22 protein-coding genes and 1 tRNA gene are annotated in these 21668 nt (G+C 37.1%); 10 read left to right on the forward strand and 13 right to left on the reverse strand.

What is annotated here, in order from left to right; genetic code table 11:
- Nucleotides 1-22: 22 nt before the first annotated feature.
- From AC3RVF_RS04945 to AC3RVF_RS04955, 3 genes are all read right to left on the reverse strand, one after another.
- Nucleotides 23-98 (reverse strand) — tRNA-His (locus AC3RVF_RS04945).
- 89 nt (nucleotides 99-187) lie between these two features.
- The gene (bshB1, locus tag AC3RVF_RS04950; RefSeq protein ID WP_489690810.1) at nucleotides 188-904 is read right to left on the reverse strand and encodes a bacillithiol biosynthesis deacetylase BshB1; all 717 of its coding nucleotides are present in this window, start codon (nucleotides 902-904) and stop codon (nucleotides 188-190) included.
- Between the two features lie 36 nt (nucleotides 905-940).
- Nucleotides 941-2107, reverse strand: coding sequence for a trans-sulfuration enzyme family protein (locus AC3RVF_RS04955; protein ID WP_489690809.1), 1167 nt, complete (start codon nucleotides 2105-2107; stop codon nucleotides 941-943).
- 107 nt (nucleotides 2108-2214) lie between these two features.
- On the opposite strand from AC3RVF_RS04955, the gene AC3RVF_RS04960 reads away from it, so the two are divergent.
- Nucleotides 2215-2496 carry a type II toxin-antitoxin system RelE/ParE family toxin gene (locus AC3RVF_RS04960; RefSeq protein ID WP_489692909.1) on the forward strand — a complete coding sequence of 94 codons (282 nt, stop codon included), beginning with the start codon at nucleotides 2215-2217 and terminating at the stop codon, nucleotides 2494-2496.
- On the opposite strand, the gene AC3RVF_RS04965 is transcribed toward AC3RVF_RS04960, so the two are convergent.
- Entirely contained in the window at nucleotides 2493-2801 is a 309-nt protein-coding gene (locus tag AC3RVF_RS04965) for a hypothetical protein (RefSeq protein WP_489690807.1), read from the reverse strand. The genes AC3RVF_RS04960 and AC3RVF_RS04965 overlap by 4 nt on opposite strands.
- A 175-nt stretch (nucleotides 2802-2976) precedes the next feature.
- Between AC3RVF_RS04965 and hutI the strand changes: the two genes are divergently transcribed.
- From hutI to AC3RVF_RS04985, 4 genes are all read left to right on the forward strand, one after another.
- On the forward strand, nucleotides 2977-4215 hold the full coding sequence (gene hutI / locus AC3RVF_RS04970) for an imidazolonepropionase (protein ID WP_489692910.1): 1239 nt from the start codon (nucleotides 2977-2979) through the stop codon (nucleotides 4213-4215).
- Nucleotides 4212-5213 (forward strand): formimidoylglutamase, encoded by a 1002-nt coding sequence (locus tag AC3RVF_RS04975; RefSeq protein WP_489692911.1) that lies wholly within the window; start codon nucleotides 4212-4214, stop codon nucleotides 5211-5213. Before hutI ends, AC3RVF_RS04975 begins: the two co-directional genes overlap by 4 nt.
- 84 nt (nucleotides 5214-5297) lie before the next feature.
- Nucleotides 5298-6095 carry an MBL fold metallo-hydrolase gene (locus AC3RVF_RS04980; RefSeq protein WP_489692912.1) on the forward strand — a complete coding sequence of 266 codons (798 nt, stop codon included), beginning with the start codon at nucleotides 5298-5300 and terminating at the stop codon, nucleotides 6093-6095.
- Between the two features lie 19 nt (nucleotides 6096-6114).
- On the forward strand, nucleotides 6115-8670 hold the full coding sequence (locus AC3RVF_RS04985) for a T9SS type A sorting domain-containing protein (RefSeq protein WP_489692913.1): 2556 nt from the start codon (nucleotides 6115-6117) through the stop codon (nucleotides 8668-8670).
- 70 nt (nucleotides 8671-8740) lie between these two features.
- On the opposite strand, the gene AC3RVF_RS04990 is transcribed toward AC3RVF_RS04985, so the two are convergent.
- The 3 genes from AC3RVF_RS04990 to AC3RVF_RS05000 form a co-directional block, all read right to left on the reverse strand.
- A complete protein-coding gene (locus AC3RVF_RS04990; protein WP_489690802.1) occupies nucleotides 8741-9184 on the reverse strand; it encodes a hypothetical protein in 444 nt (147 codons plus the stop codon).
- A 3-nt stretch (nucleotides 9185-9187) separates the two neighbouring features.
- Nucleotides 9188-10879: an energy-dependent translational throttle protein EttA gene (ettA, locus tag AC3RVF_RS04995; protein ID WP_489690801.1), complete on the reverse strand. Its 1692-nt coding sequence runs from the start codon at nucleotides 10877-10879 to the stop codon at nucleotides 9188-9190.
- Nucleotides 10880-10991: 112 nt separating this feature from the next.
- Nucleotides 10992-11174, reverse strand: a complete 183-nt coding sequence (locus AC3RVF_RS05000) for a CAL67264 family membrane protein (RefSeq protein WP_489690800.1) — start codon at nucleotides 11172-11174, stop codon at nucleotides 10992-10994.
- 200 nt (nucleotides 11175-11374) lie between these two features.
- Here AC3RVF_RS05000 and AC3RVF_RS05005 point away from each other — a divergent pair, with 200 nt between their 5' ends.
- The 4 genes from AC3RVF_RS05005 (at nucleotide 11375) to AC3RVF_RS05020 (ending at nucleotide 15152) form a co-directional block, all read left to right on the forward strand.
- Nucleotides 11375-13018: an acyl-CoA carboxylase subunit beta gene (locus tag AC3RVF_RS05005; RefSeq protein ID WP_489691203.1), complete on the forward strand. Its 1644-nt coding sequence runs from the start codon at nucleotides 11375-11377 to the stop codon at nucleotides 13016-13018.
- Between the two features lie 69 nt (nucleotides 13019-13087).
- Nucleotides 13088-13852, forward strand: coding sequence for a class I SAM-dependent methyltransferase (locus AC3RVF_RS05010; protein WP_489690799.1), 765 nt, complete (start codon nucleotides 13088-13090; stop codon nucleotides 13850-13852).
- An 11-nt stretch (nucleotides 13853-13863) separates the two neighbouring features.
- Complete coding sequence (locus tag AC3RVF_RS05015) at nucleotides 13864-14631, forward strand: glycosyltransferase (protein ID WP_489690798.1); 768 nt, start codon at nucleotides 13864-13866, stop codon at nucleotides 14629-14631.
- A gap of 23 nt (nucleotides 14632-14654) precedes the next feature.
- Entirely contained in the window at nucleotides 14655-15152 is a 498-nt protein-coding gene (locus AC3RVF_RS05020; protein WP_489690797.1) for a hypothetical protein, read from the forward strand.
- A 3-nt stretch (nucleotides 15153-15155) separates the two neighbouring features.
- On the opposite strand, the gene AC3RVF_RS05025 is transcribed toward AC3RVF_RS05020, so the two are convergent.
- From AC3RVF_RS05025 to menA, 5 genes are all read right to left on the reverse strand, one after another.
- Nucleotides 15156-16214 carry an AMP-binding protein gene (locus AC3RVF_RS05025; protein ID WP_489692914.1) on the reverse strand — a complete coding sequence of 353 codons (1059 nt, stop codon included), beginning with the start codon at nucleotides 16212-16214 and terminating at the stop codon, nucleotides 15156-15158.
- Nucleotides 16215-16222: 8 nt separating this feature from the next.
- The gene (locus AC3RVF_RS05030; protein WP_489692915.1) at nucleotides 16223-17194 is read right to left on the reverse strand and encodes a CPBP family intramembrane glutamic endopeptidase; all 972 of its coding nucleotides are present in this window, start codon (nucleotides 17192-17194) and stop codon (nucleotides 16223-16225) included.
- Between the two features lie 42 nt (nucleotides 17195-17236).
- A complete protein-coding gene (locus tag AC3RVF_RS05035) occupies nucleotides 17237-18271 on the reverse strand; it encodes an o-succinylbenzoate synthase (protein ID WP_489690794.1) in 1035 nt (344 codons plus the stop codon).
- A gap of 81 nt (nucleotides 18272-18352) precedes the next feature.
- Nucleotides 18353-19033, reverse strand: coding sequence for a metal-dependent hydrolase (locus tag AC3RVF_RS05040; RefSeq protein WP_489692916.1), 681 nt, complete (start codon nucleotides 19031-19033; stop codon nucleotides 18353-18355).
- Between the two features lie 14 nt (nucleotides 19034-19047).
- Nucleotides 19048-20007, reverse strand: coding sequence for a 1,4-dihydroxy-2-naphthoate octaprenyltransferase (menA, locus tag AC3RVF_RS05045; protein ID WP_489692917.1), 960 nt, complete (start codon nucleotides 20005-20007; stop codon nucleotides 19048-19050).
- Between the two features lie 111 nt (nucleotides 20008-20118).
- Here menA and AC3RVF_RS05050 point away from each other — a divergent pair, with 111 nt between their 5' ends.
- Nucleotides 20119-20496 carry a DoxX family protein gene (locus tag AC3RVF_RS05050; protein ID WP_489690791.1) on the forward strand — a complete coding sequence of 126 codons (378 nt, stop codon included), beginning with the start codon at nucleotides 20119-20121 and terminating at the stop codon, nucleotides 20494-20496.
- A gap of 48 nt (nucleotides 20497-20544) precedes the next feature.
- On the opposite strand, the gene holA is transcribed toward AC3RVF_RS05050, so the two are convergent.
- Nucleotides 20545-21549 carry a DNA polymerase III subunit delta gene (holA, locus tag AC3RVF_RS05055; RefSeq protein WP_489690790.1) on the reverse strand — a complete coding sequence of 335 codons (1005 nt, stop codon included), beginning with the start codon at nucleotides 21547-21549 and terminating at the stop codon, nucleotides 20545-20547.
- Between the last annotated feature and the right edge of the window lie 119 nt (nucleotides 21550-21668).

Raw genomic sequence — 21668 nt, forward strand, 5'->3', positions numbered from 1 at the left:
ATAAAAGAGAGGCTTTGTTTTTGGGTGGAAGACCGGGTTCGAACCGGCGACCCTCGGTACCACAAACCGATGCTCTAACCAGCTGAGCTACAACCACCATTTATTGTGTTATAAAAAACACAACTTCGCTAAGCGGATGCAAATATAAATCAAATCTTACGGTTCCGCAATACTCTTTCAAAGAATATTAAATTAAATCGAAAATAGAATCTACTGCGGGGTATCGCTCGGTAGTAAAACCTTCGCCATATTCAGTACCAATAAGCCTTCCCAAGTCTTGAGCTCGGTAAGTTATGCTATCCCTGAAATTTGTAGAAGTAATTGGAGTCTCCGGCTCATTGGCTTCTTTTTGATGAAATTGGCTTTTGTACTCAAAAACAGATTCCAACTTTTTCTCCATAAATCCTGTAACATCAACGACAAAATCGGGTTCAATATTTTTCCATTGAATATAATGGTAAACGTGTTTTGGCCGCCAAGCTTTTTGATGATTACCTTCGTAGATACTTTCAATTTTCTGTAATCCACTTAAAAAACAAGCATCGCTAGCCAGTTTACTAGCTTTTCCGTGATCAATATGTCTATCGTCAATAGCATTGCAAAGCACAACATCGGGCTGATATTTTCTAATAATCTTTATTATTTCTAATTGAGCCGCCGCATTATTCACTAGAAATCCATCAGAAAACTCAAGGTTGTGGCGAAATTTTACGCCCAACACTTTAGCCGCAGCTTCAGCTTCTTGATCGCGAATTTCCGCAGTACCACGCGTTCCGAGTTCACCACGGGTTAGGTCTAAAATACCTACTTTTTTACCGTTATTTATTTCTTTAGCCAAGGTTGCCGAACAGCCCAATTCTACATCGTCGGGGTGTGCGCCTATGGCAAGTATATCAATCTTCATAACATATGCCCTCGCCGCGGCAAGGGTATCTTTTAATTAAACTAAATTTTTATTTGAAACTGCTTCAAAAGCACCTTCTAAATCGGCAATTAAATCTTCTGTTTCTTCTATTCCAACAGAAAAACGTAAAAGTCTGTCACTTATTCCCTGCTCTTTTCTTGCCTCTGGAGTTAATAATCCGTGAGACGTTTTTGCGGGTGAAAGAATAGTAGATTCTACTCCCGCTAGGCTCAATGACGGTTTTATCATTCTTAATGCTTTTAGAAATTCACCTACATTTAAAGATTCATTAATTTCAAAAGAAAGCATTCCTGTGTAGCCCCGCATCTGCTTTTTTGCAAGTTGGTGTTCTGGATGCGATTTTAATCCAGGGTAATAAACCATTTCAACCATGGCGTGGTTTTCCAACCATTTTGCCATTTTCTTGGCATTTTTATTTTGAGCTTTTACACGAAGCACCATCGTTTTCATACTGCGTTCCAAAAGCCAAACGGTATAATCGCTTAAACTTCCTCCTAAATTTTTAGCAAGATTCCAGATTTTTTTAATGTGTTCTTCGCTTGCTGCAACAGCACCCGCACAAATATCGCTATGACCACCCATATATTTTGTGGCGCTATGTATCATAATATCAATTCCAAAATCTGCCGGAGTTTGATTTACGGGAGATGCAAAGGTATTGTCTATCATCGTAACAATTCCGTGTTGCTTTGCCAAATTAGAAATCATTTCTAAATCTGTAATTCGCATCAATGGATTTGAAGGAGTTTCAACAAAAATAACCGTTGTGTTTTTCTGAATTTTTTCCGAAAAATCCTTTTCCGAAAATCCTTCGGCAAAAGAATATTCTATTCCAAATTTATGAAACTCTTCAACCACAAAATTATACGTGCCACCGTATAAAGTTTGCGGAAGCACGACGTGGTCTCCTTTATGTAAAAACGCCAACATAGTGGTACTAACTGCAGCCATCCCACTTCCGAAGATAAGTGCAGCTTCACTCTTTTCGAGCATTGCAATTTTTTTACACAGCGCTTCTTGGTTTGGAGTGTTGAAATAGCGTGGATAGCGCTTCACATCCACATCTTCATACGCATAGCTGCTCGACATAAATAAAGGTGAAATGGCTCCTTTAAACTGTTTGTCTTCTACTTCGCCAACGTGTGTGCAGATAGTGTTGATTCCTATGTTTTTTGATTTCATTATGTATAAATTTTCGATGTGCTTAAAGGTATAAATTAGTTTAAAATTAAAGCGTCAATAATTTTCTTAAAGGATTTATTTATTTTAGTGTTATAAAAACTCCATAAATGACATCTATTTGGTCTGATACAGCAACGAAAAATTACAAACAAAATCTTCGTTATTTGTTAGAAGAATGGGGTTATAGCGTAATGAAAGACTTTATAAATAAAGTGGAAAAAACTGTGGAAAATCTAAAAAATTATCCAGAACTAGGCGCATTTGATGAAAGTATCGGATGTCACAAAATATTGATTGTAAAACAAATTTATCTTTTTTATGAAGTGCATAATGGAGATTTGCACGTCTTAGACATGTGGAATAATTATAAAAAACCATTTTGGAATTAAAGAAATTCCTTTCTTATTTCTTCCATCAATTTATCATGTTCTGTTGATTTTCCGTTTTGGATTTCCTCACGTGAACGAGTGATGTTTTTTTTAATTTCTTTCAAATAAGCTTCTCTCGAAAATAAAATTTCTGTGAGTTTCTTTACTTCTTCCACAGTAAAACTGTTATCCTTCAATTTGCGATAATAAGTAGGCTTCGGAATTTGAAGTTTTTCAATAATATAAGCCGCTTTATAAGGCGAATTTTTTATAAGCTCGGGAAGCTCATTTATATAATTGGAATATTCTGAAACTAAATGTATCATTTTTTGAGATTTTTAGTTTCAAAAATAGTGATATTTTCAACAAAACACAAAGCAATTATGTTTTAATAATGTGCCGTTTTAAGAATTTAATACTTTCCCAAATCACTGCAAACCGCCAACGGCTACTGTAAACTTTTAATTATCTTTATAAAAAATTTGCTATAAAAATTAATCGATGAAACTACTACTCACCCACATAAAAGAACTACTTCAAGTACGCGAAGATTGCCCTTCAAAACTTAGTGGCGTAGAAATGAAAGAACTCCCAACGCTAAAAAACGCATGGGTGTTTATAAACCACGGCATAATTGAAGATTATGGCACAATGGATAAAATGGGGCCGCACCAAGGTTTTAAAACTTTGACTTGCAGTGGAAAAATTGTACTTCCCGCTTGGTGCGACAGCCATAGCCACATAGTTTATGCTGGCAATCGCGAACAGGAATTTGTAGATCGAATTAATGGCTTCAGTTATCAGGAAATTGCAGAAAAAGGCGGAGGAATTGTAAATAGTGCAAAAAAACTACAAGAAACTTCGGAAGAAGATTTGTACCACCAATCTGCCGCACGATTAGAAGAAGTGATGCGTTTGGGAACTGGCGCAATAGAAATTAAAAGCGGTTACGGACTTACCACCGATGCGGAACTAAAAATGCTTCGCGTGGCAAAAAAGCTAGCCGAAGAATACCCAATTACAATCAAAACAACATTTTTGGGAGCGCACGCCATTCCCACAGAATTTAAAGGCAATAAAGAAGGTTATCTGGATTTACTCTGTAACGAAATGCTTCCAAAAGTAGCTAAAGAAAAGCTCGCCGAATATGTAGATATTTTCTGTGAAGAAGGTTATTTTTCGGTAGCAGATATGGAACGAATTCTTACTGAAGGGAAAAAACACAACCTAATTCCAAAAGTACATGTAAATCAATTTAATAGCATCGGCGGAATTGCGGCAGCAGTAAAACACAATGCATTAAGCGTAGATCATTTGGAAGTTATGACGGATGAAGATATTGCTGCGCTTCAAAACAGCGAAACTATGCCAGTGGCGCTTCCCTCCTGCTCCTATTTTTTAAGTATTCCATACACTCCCGGTCGAAAAATAATTGATGCAGGACTGCCTTTGGCGCTTGCAACCGACTATAATCCTGGTTCTACACCAAGCGGAAATATGAATTTTGTGGTAGCAACGGCCTGCATAAAAATGCGACTTACGCCTGAAGAAGCCATAAATGCTGCAACTATAAACGGTGCGTATGCAATGGGATTGAGCAATACCCACGGCAGTATAACCCGAGGAAAAGTCGCCAACCTCATCATTACAAAACCAGTACCTTCTTACGGATATCTGCCTTATGCTTTTGGAAGTAATTTAATAGATTCTGTAATTATTAAAGGCAAAGAGGTAGAATGAGTTTTCTAAAAATATATTCTGAAAAAGATATAGCTTCCTATTTAAAAAAACGAGGTGGTGAAACTAAGTTTGGCGAAAAAGTAGGCTTTGTTGAAAAGCTTGAAGATTTAAAAAATCATACCGCTAAATATGTGCTTTTAGGAATTCCTGAAGATATTGGTGTTCGTGCAAACTATGGAAATCCAGGAACTTCAAAAGCTTGGGAAACCGCATTGGGAAGCCTTTTAAATATTCAACACAATCATTTTACAAATGCTGAAAACGTAATTCTTTTGGGTGAAATAGACTGCGAAACTCAAATGAAGCAAGCTGAAAGTATTTCGAAGGAAGAACCTCATTATGCCGAAGAACTTGGCGAACTCGTTACCCAAATAGATCACAAAGTTTCAGAAGTTGTAAAATCAATTGTTGAAGCTGGAAAGTTTCCCATAATCATCGGTGGCGGCCACAACAACAGTTTTGGGAATATAAAAGGCACTTCCGAAGGATTAGAAAAAGCAATCAATTGCATCAATTTTGATGCGCATACAGATTTTCGGTCTTTGGAACATCGTCATAGCGGCAACGGGTTTTCGTATGCTTATGTAGATGGATTTTTAGATAAATACTTCATCTTCGGACTTCATAGAAATTATACTTCAGAAGCTGTTTTTAATTCAATGGAAAAGAATTCGCACAGAGTGAATTTTAATCTGTTTGAAGATATTTCTATCCTTCAAAAACTATCATTTTCCGAAGCATTAAAAGAAGCAGAAAATTTCTGTTGTAACGAAAACTTCGGAATAGAATTAGACATGGATGCCATTGAAATCATGGGCAGCAGCGCAATCACGCCCAGTGGATTTACGCTTACTGAGGCCAGAAAATTTGTTTCATATTTTTCTAAAAACAACAACGCTTGTTACCTTCATATTTGCGAAGCTTCACCATCTGCTGGAGTTTTTCCGAATCAAATTGGTAAGGCGATTGCTTATTTGGTGAGTGACGCAATTAGTTAGAAATTTAGAAAATAGTTCGGAAATTCATAAAAAGGCAAAATAAATTAAAGCATTCTTAGTATCTTCATTCAAAAAATATGCTTTATGAAAAGTCTACCCTATATTTTACTTGCTACAATATTACTTATAGCTTGTAAAAATAATTCCGAAAAAATTGCGGAAGACACCTTAAACACGCCATTAATCGAAGTTGACAATGGTGACACCAGTACAAATAAAGGATTAACGATTACTCCAATAGAGCATGCCTCCATGGTTCTCGATTTGGATGGAATTGTAATTTATGTTGATCCGGTAGGAGGCAAAGAATTGTTTTCAAAAAATACTCCTCCCAATTTAATTTTAATAACTGACATCCACGGCGATCATTTAGACGTTCCCACTCTTGAAGGAATAGTAGTAGAAAACACAAAACTGATAGCTCCAAAAGCAGTTTTCGACAAATTGCCGAAAAATCTTCAAAACAAAACACACGTTTTAAATAATGGTGAAAAAACTTCAGATTTCAATATAACTTTTGAAGCAATTCCGATGTATAACCTTAGGACAGAGGCTTTAAAATTTCACGAAAAAGGACGCGGAAATGGATATGTTCTTGAGAAAAATGGCGAGCGAATTTACATTTCTGGCGACACCGAAGATATCCCAGAAATGCGCAATCTTCAGAACATTGATATCGCTTTTGTTTGTATGAATTTACCATACACAATGACGGTCGATAAAGCTGCCGAAGCAGTTTTAGCCTTTAAACCAAAGACCGTTTATCCCTATCATTACCGCGGAACAGACGGTTTAAGTGATGTTTCAAAATTCAAAACGTTGATAGAAGCTGGTAATCCTGATATTAAAGTAACACAGCTAGACTGGTATCCAAATAAATAATTTCAAATTTTAAATATTTATGATGAAGAATTACAAATCAAATTTTAAATCTATTCTAGGTGTAACCTTGTTTTCGGTGTTTTTTATTTCAGCTTGTAAAAATAATTCTGAAGAAAAAGTAGTCGAAAAGGAAACCGGAAAGATGGAATATCCAGCAGAATGGATGTATAACCAACGCGCCTATCCCAACAATTACATCAATAAAGAGGCTTATAAAGAAGCTGTTTTTCAGTCCAAACAAATTCTTGCAAACAGATCTCCAGAAATGGCTGGCGAATGGACATTTGTTGGTCCGTTAAATACCGGCGGAAGGGTTACCGATGTTGCTATTGCACCAGATAATGACGACCATCTTTACGTTGCTACTGCCACTGGCGGAATTTTTAGAAGTTACGATGCAGGTGCAAACTGGACTCCAATCTTTGATGAAGTAACAAAACCTTCCATTGGCGATATTGCCATTGCTCCTTCCAACGCACAAATAATTTATGCCGGAACCGGTGAAGCCAATGGAAGCGCTACGGATGGTGCTTATTTTGGCGATGGAATTTACAAAAGTGAGGATGCTGGTGACACTTGGACTAATGTAGGTTTGCCAGAAAGCAACCACATTGGTCGTTTAGTTGTTGATCCCACAAATCCGAATCGCGTTTTTGCCGCGGCCACTGGCGAATTGTACGGTAAAAACAACGAACGTGGAATTTATAGAACTACAAATGGTGGTGGAAACTGGGAACAGGTTCTCTTCGTGACAGATTCAACGGCGGCAATAGATGTGGCGATGAATGTAGCAAATACAAATATTATTTATGCTGCTATGTGGGAAAGAACCCGCAAACCTTGGCAACGCGATTATGGCGGGGTAACTTCTGCAATTCATCGTTCTATGGATGGAGGAACAACTTGGTCAGCATTAGGAGCCGCGAATGGTTTGCCCGCGCCAAATGTTCAAACGGGTAGAATTGGAATTGCTGTTTCAGAATCTGATCCCTCAACTGTTTATGCACGTTTTACGACTAATGAAATTACCAATGAATTCAATGGCTTATATAAATCAACAGATAATGGAGATAACTGGACGCAAGTAACCACAGCCGGGACACTCAGCGGAATAGATGCAAACTTTGGTTGGTATTTTGGAAACGTTCGCGTTAACCCAACCAATTCAGCCGAAGTATATGTTGTAGGTTTTGAAATTGCAAAATCTACCAACAGTGGCGCTTCGTGGCAAACATTACCGGGAATGCATGTTGATCATCACGCCCTAGATTTTTCTAGAACCAATAGTGACTTCATGCTCTCAGGAAATGATGGCGGCGCATATTTTTCTAATAACGGCGGAAGTAGTTGGACTAAGTTTGTAAACCTTCCCATAACGCAGTTTTATAATATTGAAGTCGATTATCAGCATCCTGAAAGGCTTTATGGGGGAACCCAAGATAATAACACCATACGCACACTTACAGGCGGACTTGATGATTGGAACTCCATAATTGGAGGCGATGGTTTTCATGTAAATGTAGATCCAATAGATAATAGTTTTGTTTACGCAGAATCACAATACGGGAATCTGCGTCGTTCAACCAATGGTGGATCGTCTTTTCAAAATGGAACTAACGGAATTAGTGGTAGTGATCGCGTAAACTGGAACACACCTGTGATTCTTTCCCCTTTTAATCCAGAAAAAATGTTTTATGGTAGTAACAAGTTATATACATCAACAAGAGCGGTTTCTTGGTCTGCCATTAGCCCAGATTTAACTGATGGTCTTCACCCGAGCGGTTCTTTGGCTTTTGGAACACTAACTGCAATTGCGGCTTCTTATAATAATCTTGACGTTATTTATACAGGAAGCGATGATGGAAATGTAAACGTTACTTTCGATGGTGGAACAACGTGGACGGACGTTAGCGCTGGTTTGCCAGATCAATACATTACTTCTATCGCAATGGTCCCTAGTGATGATATGACTGCCTATGTTGCCGTTTCTGGCTTTAAATATTTGGACTATACGCCACACGTTTTTAAAACTATAGATGGCGGGCAAAATTGGACAGATATATCATCCAATCTACCAAATATTCCAGTGAATGATATCATTACCTATCCTGCCGAAAACATACTGTTTGCCGCAACCGATCTAAACGTTTGGTATTCTAAAGACGACGGTGCTAGTTGGGCGATTTTAGGAAATAATCTACCAATGACGGTGGTTATGGATTTAAAATTTCACGAACCCACGAAAACACTTTATGCGGGAACATTTGGAAGAGCAATGCACAGTTATGATGTGAGCGATATTTTAGGTGTTGATGAAAATGAATTGACCTCAAATTCAATTAAAATTTATCCAAATCCTGCCACTACAGCGTTTACGATCTCACAATCGCTTTCTGCAAAAGGAACCATTCAACTTTTTGATGTTTCAGGGAAAAAGATAAAGGATTTGTTCAGCGGAAATTTTGGAACGAATAAAAACATTACTGTAAAAACCGATGGTCTTGCCGCTGGAATTTATTTAGTAAAAGTAAATAGTGGGAAACAATCTGTTACGAAGAAACTTATAATTAATTAATAAACCTATTGTCTGGTCGAGCGTAATCGAGACCTAATTTGCAGTTCTCGACTGCGCTCGAACGGACAATTTACTGCTTTTCACAAAGCACTCCCCAAATAGAAAGTGCATTCTTCGATGTATTTATTTTTACATTTTCTTCATCGATTACTTTAAAATCTGATGCATTTGCATATTGTGCATCAAAAATTGCAGCTAGTGAAAATTTAGGGTTTTTAAAATTTAAAGTCTTCCAACTTCCGTCTGAAATATAAGTTCCTTTTTCAGAAATTCTTATAGCTTTCTCGTCTGTTTCCGGCTGTGGAATACTGTTGAAATCAAATTTAAAAGTGTTGTTTTCAAAAAGTTGTACTGAAATTGAAGCAACTCCGTTTCCTAAACTTTTATAGGAAACAGCTTCACTTTTCCCCAAAACAACTTCTTTAGATTCCTTGGATGAGTTCACTGCAGTTTTTTTACTTCCGCAAGATGAAATGGTTATCACCAAAGCAATTAGAATTATATTTTTCCACATAATTTAGCGTATCAATTTTTTGTATTTAATTCGCTTCGGCATCAAATCGCCACCCAAACGTTTCTTTTTATTTTCTTCGTATTCACTGAAACCGCCTTCAAAATAATATACTTCACTATTTCCTTCAAAAGAGAGAATGTGCGTACAAACTCTATCTAAAAACCAACGGTCGTGACTAATAACTACGGCACAACCTGCAAAGTTTTCTAAGCCTTCTTCAAGTGCTCGCAGCGTATTTACGTCCAAATCGTTCGTTGGCTCATCCAGTAAAAGCACGTTGCCTTCTTCTTTTAAAGTCATTGCGAGGTGAAGTCTATTTCGTTCACCACCAGAAAGCATCGAAACTTTTTTGTTCTGCTCGCTTCCACTGAAATTGAAACGACTTAGGTAAGCGCGTGAGTTAACTTGACGGCCTCCCATCATTATCAATTCCTGACTATCACTGAAATTTTCCCAAATGGTTTTATCTGGGTTAATGTTTGAGTGTGCTTGATCTACATAGGCAATCTGCGCCGTGTCACCCACTTCAAAAGTACCTTTGTCGGGCGTTTCTTCACCCATAATCATTTTGAAAATGGTGGTTTTACCAGCACCATTCGGACCAATAATTCCAACAATTCCCGCTTGTGGTAATTTAAAGTTTAAATCTTCATACAGCAATTTATCGCCAAATGCTTTTGAAACACCTTTAGCATCAATAACATTGGTTCCCAAACGCGGACCGTTCGGGATGTATATTTCCAGCTTTTCGTCTAATTGTTTTTGATCTTGGCTTAAAAGTTTGTCGTAATTCTGCAAACGCGCTTTTTGTTTTGTTTGGCGTCCTTTCGCACCTTGGCGAACCCATTCTAGCTCACGCTCTAAAGTTTTTTGTCTTTTCCCAGCTGTTTTTTGCTCCTGTGCCATACGTTTAGATTTCTGATCTAACCAAGAAGAATAATTCCCTTTCCACGGAATGCCTTCTCCCCTGTCTAATTCTAAAATCCAACCTGCAACATTATCAAGAAAATATCTATCGTGCGTTACGGCAATTACGGTTCCTTTATAGGCAGCCAGATGATGCTCTAACCAGTGTACACTTTCTGCATCCAAGTGGTTTGTAGGCTCATCGAGTAAAAGTACATCGGGTTCCTTTAGTAAAAGTCTGCACAAGGCTACTCGTCTTCTTTCTCCACCTGAAAGCACACCTATTAATTTATCGGGCTCTGGCGTGCGCAAAGCATCCATCGCAATTTCTAATTTGGTGTCTAATTCCCAAGCATTGGTAGCGTCAATTTTATCTTGAAGCTTTGCCTGCTTTTCCATTAGCTCGTCCATTTTTGCAGGGTTTTCATAAACCTCTGGCAAACCGAACATATCGTTTATTTTGTTGTATTCATCTAGAATATCCACAACTTCCTGTACGCCTTCCTTTACAATTTCTAAAACGGTTTTAGTTTCGTCTAGTTTAGGCTCTTGTTCAAGATAACCTACGGTATAACCTGGTGCGAAAACCACATCGCCTTGGTAGTTTTTTTCTTCACCGGCAATAATTCGCAATAAGGTAGATTTACCACTTCCGTTTAAACCGAGGATACCAATTTTGGCACCGTAGAAGAAGCTTAAATATATATTTTTAAGAACTGGTGTTTGTGCATTTTGATAGGCTTTTGTTAGCCCAGACATTGAGAAAATTACTTTTTTATCGTCGCTCATTTTTAATAATTCGTTAATTCGTTAATTTGGAATTTGTTAGTACAGGAGTGTATTCATGGATTGGCAGCAATTGCTTAATTATTAGCCATTGTAATTACACAATAAACATTTATTAAACCCTGCCTTTCAGCGCATTAAAAACCCACGCATTAGCAAAAAAGCCTATCCCCACTGAAGCAAAACCCCAACCGGCAACATCGTCATAACGAAAAGCACCCAACGCAATTAAAACGCAGCCCATAATTATCATTACAAAAGTGGCCCAAGCTAGTACCGTATTTTTATTCATACTCATAGTTAAATTCTTTTATTTTTTTACTCTTCAAATTTAAGCGCAAAAACAAATATCGGCAATATATCGTAGAATTTCGTTAACAAAATGTCATAGTTGGAAAAAGAGGAAAGAAAAAAGAGGAAAGAAGAATGATAGATTTTACTTTAGTTATGGAAGTGAGTTCGCTGCATTTCGTATTTTTGCCCAAACTTATTTTTCCGATGGATTTAAACTTCAACAAAAACGAAGATCACAATAAATTACTAGTTTCAGATTTAAGAAACAAACTTGCTAAAGTTAAGCTTGGCGGAGGCCAAAAACGAATAGACAAACAACACGCGCAAGGAAAGCTTACGGCTCGCGAACGTATTACATATTTACTGGACGAAAAGAAACCGAGCATTGAAATCGGCGCTTTCGCTGGGGATGGCATGTACGAGGAACACGGTGGCGCTCCCGGCGGTGGTGTGGTTGTGAAAATTGGTTATGTGAAAGGCAAACAGTGCATCGTTGTTGCCAACGACGCCACTGTAAAAGCTGGCGCATGGTTCCCTATTACTGCTAAAAAGAATCTTCGAGCTCAGGAAATTTCAATCGAGAACCGCCTACCAATTATATATTTAGTAGATAGTGCAGGAGTTTATTTACCGATGCAAGATGAAATTTTCCCCGATAAGGAACACTTCGGAAGAATTTTTAGAAACAATGCTGTAATGAGTAGTATGGGCATCACGCAGATTGCAGCCGTTATGGGCAGTTGTGTTGCAGGTGGCGCATATCTTCCTATTATGAGTGATGAGGCTTTAATTGTAGACAAAACTGGAAGTATTTTTCTTGCAGGAAGTTATTTGGTAAAAGCGGCAATTGGCGAAAGCATCGACAATGAAACCCTTGGAGGCGCAACAACCCATTGTGAAGTTAGCGGCGTAACTGATTATAAAGCAAAAGACGACAAAGACGCACTCGATAAAATAAAAAACATTTTTTCTAAAATTGGCGATTTTGATAAAGCTGGTTACAATCGCGAAAAAGCTGTAAAACCAAAGGAGAAGCAGGAAGATATTTATGGTTTACTACCAAAATCGCGTGCTGAACAATACGATATGCGCGAAATTATAAAACGCCTTGTTGACGATAGCGATTTTGAAGAATACAAAGAAGGTTACGGCCAAACAATTTTAACCGGTTATGCACGTATCGACGGTTGGGCAGTGGGAATTGTCGCTAACCAACGTAAGTTAGTGAAGACTACGAAAGCAAAAACGAAACCGAGCGAAATGCAATTCGGCGGTGTAATTTATAGCGACAGTGCAGATAAAGCCACCCGATTTATAGCCAATTGCAACCAAAAGAAAATTCCGTTGGTATTTTTACAAGATGTTACCGGATTTATGGTGGGCAGTAAAAGTGAGCACGGCGGTATTATTAAAGACGGTGCCAAAATGGTAAATGCCGTTAGTAATAGTGTAGTTCCAAAATTCACTATTATAATTGGTAATAGTTACGGTGCAGGAAATTATGCAATGTGTGGAAAAGCTTACGACCCAAGATTAATTGTAGCTTGGCCTAGTGCCGAACTTGCAGTTATGAGCGGCAACAGTGCGGCAAAAGTATTACTTCAGATTGAAACTGCTTCCTTAAAAAAGAAAGGTGAAACAATCACTCCCGAAGTTGAAAAAGAAATGTTCGATAAAATAAAAGCGCGATACGACCGACAAATTTCGCCATATTTCGCAGCATCAAGAATTTGGACCGATGCTGTAATAGACCCACTCGATACTCGAAAGTGGATTTCTATGGGGATTGAAGCAGCCAACCACGCACCTATTGAAAAGGCTTTTAATATGGGCGTTATTCAGGTATAATTAGCAATCTCATTGTTTAGATTATAAATTGAATTTTTCCACATTATTATTAATGACTAAAAAGCATAAATGGATTTAATAGAAATTACTGGTAATATAAGGAGGCATCCGTGGGAAATAGCTCGAAAATTAATTGTCCACAAATTTATTTCTAAAGTTAAAAAGCAAAATATTAAAATCTTGGACGTAGGCAGCGGAGATGCTTATGTGGCTGATAGCTTTACTTCAACATTTGATAATTGTCAGTGTTATTGCGTAGATACGGGCTATACTCCTGAACTCATTAATAAATTTAAAGCTGATTTCAACAATAAAAATTTAAACCTTTATCCTTCGCTTAATGATGTAAAAATCGATTCTATTGACATTGTTACTTTACTGGATGTAATTGAGCACGTGCCCGACGACGTTGCTTTTTTGAAACAAATAATCGGTCACTCTTATATTAATGATGACACTCATTTTATAATTACTGTGCCCGCTTACCAGACGCTTTTCAGTAAACACGACGATTTATTAAAGCATTACAGAAGATATAATCTTAAGAAATTAAAGAAAACAATAAAAGCCTGTGATTTAAAACCAATTGAGAGTGGATACTTTTTTTCATCTTTAACAATTCCGCGGATTGCGCAACTTGGTTTGGAAAAAATAAAACCAAATAACAATAAAAATCCAGAGAATTTAGGCGAATGGAAAGGCGGAAAACTAAAAACATCTTTCGTGAAAAACATTTTATTACTTGATTATAAAATAGGAAGCGTTTTAAAATATGTAGGTATTAATTTGCCTGGATTATCCTGTTATATGATTTGCAAAAAAAATACTCCATAAATTTCGACTCATTGGATAACCTCATTAAAAATATAAACGTTTTATTTATTATTCCCTGTTATAATGAGGAATTTAGGTTAAAGGCGGAAGCTTTTTTACATTTTGAAAGTGAGAATCCGAATGTACATTTTCTGTTTGTTGATGATGGAAGTGAAGATCAAACCTCGAAAGTTATTGAAAATCTGTGCAGCAAAATGACTCACGCAAATGCCCTTATTCTCGATAAAAATATAGGAAAAGCAAATGCGATTAGAAGTGGCGTTTTAGCTTCGAAGGAAAATTTAAGTGATTTTGAATTTATCGGTTATTTAGATGCAGATTTGTCGGTTCCGCTTGAAGAAATAGCTGACTTTTTAAAGATACTTCAGAAGAATAAAAACATTAAGTTTATAATGGGCGCTCGTATTGCACGTATGGGAGCTAACATAAAACGTATACGCAGCAGGCATTATCTGGGTAGAATTTTTGCAACCTTAGTAAGCGTGTTGCTGAAAGAACCAGTTTACGACACCCAATGCGGAATTAAGCTGATTCATTCTTCTGTGGTTTTTGAACTTTTTAAAGATGAATTTATAAGTAAATGGCTGTTCGATGTAGAATTACTATTTCGTTTTAAATTATTTTATCCGAATAACGAGAACGCCCTTTACGAACAACCATTAACGAATTGGACCGATGTTCCCGGGTCTAAACTAAACTTAAGTAATTTTTTAATCGCCCCAATTGAACTATTTATAATCTGGAAGAAATATCGAAAAGTATCCAAAAAGCCAATATAACCTAAATAAACCCATTGTAAGTTATGCAAAATAATACGCCTCCAGCTACTCCAAAAACATTTTTGAAAACGTTTTCTATAATACATTTTGCGCTTGTAATGGGCGTGTCGCTTTTTGCTGTAGTTACATATATGATAACTGAAAATCAAAAATTTTCAATAGATTATTCTGGTGATGTTATGTTCTTCGTGGTTCCTTTAATGGGCATTGCAGGAATAGTGGCAGGGAATTTTCTCTACGGAAACACTCTAAAAGGATTGGCTTCAAAAAATACTTTAAAGGAAAAACTGATCGGCTTTCAAACAGCGTCCATTATAAAATATGCACTTTTGGAAGGCCCTGCACTTTTGGGGATTGTAGCTTTTATGAATGAAGGAAATCAGTACTTTTTAAGTATTTCATTATTTCTTATCGGTTGGCTATTAATGCAAAGACCTACCCGAGACAAGGTTGAAAGAGATTTGATGTTGGAAGGCGCTTTAAAAAGTGAATTTCGGCAGGAAGACAAGCCAATGGTTTAAAGATTACTTCAATAAAAGCATTTTCAAAACCTCAGCACGTTTTATTTTCCCTGTTTCAGTATAAATAAATTGCCGCGTTGTATAAACTTTTTTGGGCTTTTCATAAGTTGAAAGAGCTTCGAAAATTTCGGAATATTCTTCCAGTTTCAGCTCTTTATCACTTTCAACAATTAAAATAACCCGCTGGCCCAATGCCTCGTCTTTTTCGGAAGCGATAAAAAATGGTTTATTTATGTGCAGCGAGAGTTTTTCTTCCACCGCTTCTGGGTGAACCTTTACGCCGCCAGTGTTGATTACATTATCAATTCTTCCCAAAAATTTAAACGAAGTTGGAGAAATTAATTCCACTACATCATTTGTTGAAACAGATTCTTCAGATATTTCGGGAGCTTGTATTTGCAAACAATCATTTTCAGTTTGTGAAAAATTTACTTTCGGTAGCGCGCAAAAAATAGTAGATTTTTCGGCACCATTTAATGGTCGGACAGCAATATGACTAATAGTTTCAGTCATTCCGTAGGTCGCAAAAACACTTGTGGAAATTTGCTGAAGTTGTTGTTCTAATTCAGCAGAAACTGCTCCTCCACCAATAATCAGTTTTTTCACTTTGTGCAAATCTGCCAAAGAATGAAAAACCTGATACGGAACCATTGCCGTAAAATCGAAATCGTTATCCTGCTTTTCCAAAGGGAACTTTTCGGGTGCGGCGGTGTGTATATCCCAACCCGCAATCATAGCACGCACTAACATCATTTTGCCTGCTATATATTCTGAAGGAAGACATAGTAATGCTTTGGTTTCTTCCCTTAAATCGAAATAGGTTACCGTGGCTGTAGCACTATTAAAAACGTGTTCTTTTTGAAGTTTAATTTCTTTGGGAACGCCCGTAGAACCGGAAGTTTTTACAATTATAAAATCATTATTGTCTAGCCATTCCAAAATGAATTTTCCAATAGCTATTTCATCACTTTCACCATTTTCAAGAAGTTGTTTTGCCCGTTCCATCAAAACTTCAACGGAAGAAAATGTTTCGCCGTTGAATCTAAATTTAGGATGTAGCACGTTTTTCACTATTCAATAAAAGTTGATTGTTGTGTACTTTCTTCATCTAAAACAATGGGCTCTTCAACTTTTCCGAAAAGCTTCCCGCTCCAGTCGGTCCATTTATAGCGATACGCCATAATTAGCAAAAAAATTGGGTATAAGATTAAAACCGGCGCAATTACGTCAATACCGGCTGTTGGTTCTGAAACATCTTTTAAAATGGAATTGGTTTTAAATACAGTCCAATCTGCCGTTACCAACAGTGCAGAAATTAAGTTATTACCCGCGTGAAAGCCCAGAGAGAGCTCCATTCCTTCATCCATTAGCGTCATTATTCCAAGGAAAAATCCTGTCCCTATGTAATAAATCATAATTATGTTGCCTAGTTTATCAACCTCTGGATTTGCTAAATGCAGCCCTCCAAAAACCACCGAAGTAATAATCAACGGCAACCATCGGTTTTTAGCCAAAACACCTATTCCCTGCATTAAATAACCACGAAAAAGATATTCTTCAAAACTGGTTTGTAACGGTATCATTATAACGGCAATTACTGCTAAAATTATAAATGGAACTAAGTCAAACTGCACAACATAATCTTGGGGATTGTTGTAATAATCAAGCCATGTAACTAATAAAGTTGTTATTGTAATAATTCCAAAACCGAAAAATACACGTCCCCAATCCGTTTTTTTACGAGACGTGGTAAGCTCCACAAAAGGTTGCTTGTGAAGGTAGCGCACCACAAAATAAATAGCCACTAAACCAACAGCAAAACTGAGCAACATCAGAAATAACGTAAGGTTTGAGTCTAAAACGGTAAGCAAAAGGTTTTGATCTTGAAGTGCATCCATGCTGCCGCCTTCCGAAATTGTTTTAACAAGTACCGCAACAATTAAAGGTATTGTTCCTATTTGGCTAGCAATAATAATGATGACGAATCCTACCAAATAGCGCCACCAATCGTGAAGAGATTTAAAAGCTTGTTTTATATACATTTTTTGATATTAGATTTTAGAAATTATATTATAAATAAAGTATTAAACTTGAAAGTCCCAATTAGCCGTTGGAACGTAATGCAACGCGCCATTTTTAACTTCCAGCGGACTTTCAATATTATTTGTGTAAAGGCTGCCCGTGCCCAAACCTTGCGGCAATTTACTGTTTTTTGTAAAGGTGTATTGCGAAATAGCGCTCAAACCAATATTACTTTCTAAGGCTGAAGTAATCCACCAACCTGCATTGTGTTTTTCGGCGAGCTTAATCCAAGAGTCGCTTCCGCGGAAACCACCAATTAATGAAGGTTTTAGAATTATATACTGTGGTTTTATAGTATTGAGCAATTCGTTTTTATCCACTTCAGAAATCACGCCGATTAGCTCTTCGTCCAATGCAATTGGAAGCGGCGTTTCTTCACAAAGTCGCGCCATTTCTTGCCATTGCGCTTGTTTTATGGGTTGTTCAATGGAATGCAATTGTAAATCTGAAAGCACTTTTAGTTTTTCCAAAGCTTCTTTATGTGAAAAAGCGCCATTTGCATCTACACGCAATTCTACTTCTTGCGCAGAAAATTCTTTACGGATAGATTTTAAAAGTTCTAGTTCAGTTTTAAAATCAATGGCACCAATTTTCATCTTTATACAAGTGAAACCTTGCTTTAGTTTTTCTGAAATTTGTTCTTTCATAAAAACTTTATCGCCCATCCAAACCAAGCCGTTTATAGCAATTGATTTCTCGCCACGCGTAAATTCCGAAGGAAATAATTCAAAAGGATTTGCTGATTGCAACGACTTAAAAGCTGTTTCTATCCCAAATTGAATTGAAGGGAATTTTTCTAAGTCTTCGTATAATTTGGCTTCACCTAATGAAATATTATCACAAACCCATTGTAGCTTTTCTTCGTAATCTGGACGGTCGTCGATGCTTAAACCTTTCAATAAACCACATTCGCCCACGCCAAAGCCTTCGTCATTTTTCAAAATTAAAAAATACGTGTTTTTGGTTTTCATAACACCTCGCGAAGTTCCGCTGGGACGTTTAAAATTTAGAATGTGTTTTTGAAAATTGGCTGTCATATTTTTCTCGTAGCAGTTTATAATTGTAGGCGCGCGATAGATCGCGCACCTACAATAAGTTTTTGCGACATTTCGAACAAATTATAATTCAATAGATTCACCAATTTCAAGCAGCATCAAATCTTTATTTGCATCGTAAAACTTGCGTTTTGCATCTTCGTGGTCTATTTCAATATAGCCGAAAGTATCGTAATGCACACCCAAAACTTTATCGCATTGTACAAAATCACTAGCGATTATGGCGTCGTCTACACCCATCGTAAAATTATCGCCAATGGGTAGAATTGCCAAATCTAACTTAGTGTACATCGGGATTAGTTTCATATCCATAGTTAATGCGGTATCGCCAGCAATGTAAATATTTTTGTGTTCACCTTCAATTACAAACCCGCCGGGTTGTCCGCCGTAACTACCATCTGCGAAACTGCTTGTGTGAATTGCGTTTACATATTTTACTTTACCGAATTCAAACTTCCAACTTCCACCGTGATTCATTGGGTGAACTTCAATGCCTTTTGGTTCGTAATGATTTGTAATTTCGAAATTGCTTACGATAATAGCGCCCGTATTTTTTGCAATTTCTTCGGCATCCAATGTGTGATCTTGGTGTGCGTGGGTTAAAAGAATATAATCTGCTTTTAAATCGGCGACTTTAATCTTGTCTTTTGCAAGGTCGTTTCCAGAAATAAAAGGATCCACCAGAATGTGTTTCCCATTAATTTCGATACCGAGACAATTTTGACCGTAGAAGGTAATTTTCATAGAAATATTTTTTATTACATAAATATACTAAACAAGATTGCAAACAAAAAAGTGCTGAGTGCAACCTTTTTCAATTCGCTGTCGAGCAGCATTGGGACTGTGTTTTTAAAAACCGTTTTTATATTTAAAAGAAAAGGAATAAATGCAATTAGATATACAAATTGAAGTGGTTCGCGATAATTAATAACCGTATAAATAATTGCACAAATCATTCCGAATAGCAATAAAAACGCGTGATATCGTTTTGATTTTTCGCTGCCTAATTTTACAACCAGGGTATTTTTTCCTGCCGCTGCATCGTTATCTATGTCGCGCATATTGTTCAAATTTAGAACTGCCGTGCTGAAACAACCAATAGCAATTGCGGGTAGTAATAGATGCCAATTAATATTATGAGTAAACAAATAATTGCTTCCTAAAACGCTTAATAATCCAAAAAAGAGAAATACAAAAACATCGCCAAAGCCAGAGTAGCCGTACGCTTTTTTTCCCACGGTATATTTCACTGCCGCAATCAAGGATACAATTGTAAGATTGAAAAACACAAATGAAATAATAAAGTTTTGGTTTCCGAAGGCCAAGAAAATCAAAATAGTAGCCAAAAAGAATGTGATGATTCCTGTGATAAACATTCCAGTTTTCATCTGATTTGGTGTGATAATACCAGAAGCTACCATTCGTCTTTCTCCCTGTCTTTTAGCGTCTGTTCCGCGTACGCCATCACCATAATCGTTAGCAAAATTTGATAAAACTTGAAAGCCGACGGTTACTAAAATAGCAAGCCAGAACAAAGGTGATTCTAAAACAGTTGTCCCTGCTAAGCAAACTGTTCCTCCATATTCCATATCCAATTGAACTGCTAAGAGATTGGTTTTCTCAAAAATCCCCGCACTCGCCCCAACAATAATCCCCGAAACAGAAAGCGGCAGCGTTCGCAATCTCGCAGCGGCAAACCAGGCTTTAATTTTTTTCATTCAATATATTTTTGAAGCTGCAAAAATACGTTTTAAAATGGGGTGCGGCAATTTTTTGGAAAGTGGTGTTTTCTGAATTGTTTTTCTATATTCGTAATCAGAATAAAACATATGAAAAACTCAAATATCCACAGTATTGCTTTGTTATTGCTTCGTCTTGGTTTTGGCGGAATGATGCTTACCCATGGAATTCCAAAACTATTAAAAATGCTTTCGGGCAATTTCGCTTTTGGAGATCCAATTGGAATTGGCGAAACAGCTACTTTAGTATTAGCGATTCTTTGTGAAGTGTTTTTTCCAATTCTCGTAATTATAGGTTTTAAAACACGCTTGGCTGCAATTCCTGTAATTATTACAATGGCTGTTGCCGCATTTATCGTTCACGCAGCAGATCCATTAGGAACAAAAGAAATGGCGATTCTTTATCTAATTGCATTTACTGTAATTGCTCTTTTAGGAGCGGGGAAATATTCTGTAGATAGGAAATAAGTGAGCAATCTTTAAAAAGAGAAATTATTAAATTCTTCTCAGAAAGTCTTAATTAAAAATCTTGACTAGCAATTCTTTCAGCAAATCGCCTTGCGGAAGATTGGCGGCGCCCACTCCTTTACTTTTCATATCTATATCGCGGATTGCACTAATAATTGCGCTTACTTTTTTCATTGGGTAATTGCGAGCAGCGGTTTGATAATCTTTAATAAAAAACGGATGTACCCCTAAAGCTTTTGCGGCATCGCCTTTATTTGAAAGTGCGTGGTATTTCAACAATTTAGCAAAAAAACCGTAAAGCAGTGCCACCGTCATCACCAACGGATTGTTTTTGGGGTTTTGAGAGAAATATTGAATAATGGCAAAAGCCTTTTTAATGTCTTTATTACCAATGGCATTCTGAAGTTCAAAATTGTTGAAATCCTTACTGATACCGATGTTTTCCTCAATTAATTGTGGCGTAATCTGGTCACCAGCTTTTAAGATAAGTTGAAGTTTTTCTAGCTCGTTGTTTACTTTGCTTAAATCGTTACCCAAAAATTCAACCAACATCTGCGCGGCTTTTGGCGTAATGGTGTAACCTTTTCCGGCTAAAACACGTTTTATCCAGTCTGGCACTTGATTGTCGTACAGTTTTTTGCTTTCAAAAACGACGCCCGTTTTAGCAACAGCTTTGGCTAGTTTTTTACGTTTGTCTAGTGTTTTATATTTATAACAAAGCACCAATATTGTTGTAGGCTGGGGGTTTTCGGCATAACTCACCAAATTCTCAATTGTACGCGAAAGATCCTGCGCCTCCTTAACAATTACAACTTGCTTTTCAGCCATCATTGGGTATCGCTTGGCATTGCTTATAATATCTTCCACCGAAACATCGCGTCCATAAAGCACCATTTGGTTGAAACCTTTTTCTTCTTCAGACAAAACATTTTCTTCAATATATTTCGAAATTCCGTCAATATAATATGGCTCCTCACCCATCAAAAAATAAATGGGTTTGGTTTTTCCGTTTTTAATATCGGTGATTATGGATTTTACTTTGTCGAGCGGCATTGGACGATTTTGTGTCTGTTCGAGCGCAGTCGAGAACTATTTTAGACCTCTCGACTGCGCTCGAGGGGACATTCAATATTGATTTGTAAAAGAAATCATCGTCGAAATTTGTTTCTTTG

The organism is Aequorivita sp. IT1183 (assembly GCF_058068265.1).